General features: G+C 62.2%; 1 protein-coding gene and 1 pseudogene. Both read right to left on the bottom strand.

Annotation, left to right across the window (positions count from 1 at the left end):
• Window positions 1-32: 32 nt before the first annotated feature.
• The gene (locus NW856_RS13675; protein WP_414400694.1) at window positions 33-824 is read right to left on the bottom strand and encodes an adenosylcobinamide-GDP ribazoletransferase; all 792 of its coding nucleotides are present in this window, start codon (window positions 822-824) and stop codon (window positions 33-35) included.
• A pseudogene (locus NW856_RS13670) lies at window positions 800-1,001 on the bottom strand (hypothetical protein); the annotation flags it as partial. The pseudogene NW856_RS13670 and the gene NW856_RS13675, both read right to left, overlap by 25 nt.

Here is a 1,001-nt window from a genome sequence, read left to right as displayed (position 1 = left end):
GTTCAGCAGTGTTCAGCGTAAATGTATCAGATTCATGATGGCCCAATAAGGGATCCCCACAGCAATGCTATCGCTTCTGACCATTCCACCGTAGCTCCGTAGGTATCGCCCGTGTGTCCTCCCAACTGGCGGTAGATCCAGTAGCCCACGGCCCAAGCCCCCAGGGCGGATCCCAGCGTCCAGAGCAGCAAAGGGGGCCAAGCCAAGATCCCAGCCCAGCCCAACCCCCCGGTGATGGCCAGCACAAGCAGAGTGCCCGGCCACAGGGATCCCGGCAGGGAAGTGGAGTCTTTGAGGAAGCGGGCGGATCCCTGCTCTCGCAGATAGGGGTACAGGGCAATGGCGAGCAACTGGCCCCAACGCCCCCAGGCGGGCACCAGCAGCAAGAGGGGCCAAGCTCGAACGCTGCTCAGGGCAGCAAATTTCAGCAGCAGCAGCAGCACCAAGGCCAGTACCCCATAGGCCCCGGTGTGGCTATCGCTCATCACCTGCAGACGGCGGGATCCCTCCGGGTCTGCCTGGGCTGCCGGTTGCGGATCCCCTGTGTGGGGAGGCTTGTGGACATTGATCGCCAAGCCATCGGCAGTATCGGCCACCCCGTCCAGGTGCAGTCCACCGGTCAAGAGAACCCACAGGGCCAAGAGCAAAGCGGCCCGCACCGGATTGGGGAAAACCTGCAGCAGGATCCCGGCCAGGGAGAGGATCCCGCCCAGCAACACACCTACCCCTGGCAGCCAGGCGGCAATGCCCTCAAACGGCAAGTCTCCGACCCACCCCAGAGGCAGGGCTGTGTAGAAAGTCAAGGCTGCCCAGAAGTGCCGCAATCGCTCAGTCCTTGAGTCTGTGTAAAGGGATCCGCCAATCCAGCCCTCTGGGAGAGAAAATAGGAATCCTTGCGAACGGTGCGCCCCACCACAATGGTGAGCTTGACAATGGTGAGCTTGGCCACCAAAGCTCCGATGGCGCCCACCGCGGCCAACACCAGAAAGAGGGCTGCTTTT

The sequence above is a fragment of the Synechococcus sp. R3-13 genome (assembly GCF_047462195.1).
Taxonomy (GTDB): Bacteria; Cyanobacteriota; Cyanobacteriia; order Thermostichales; family Thermostichaceae; genus Thermostichus.
The sequence above is the reverse complement of the archived record's forward strand: the minus strand, read 5'-3'. Positions and strand labels throughout refer to the sequence as shown.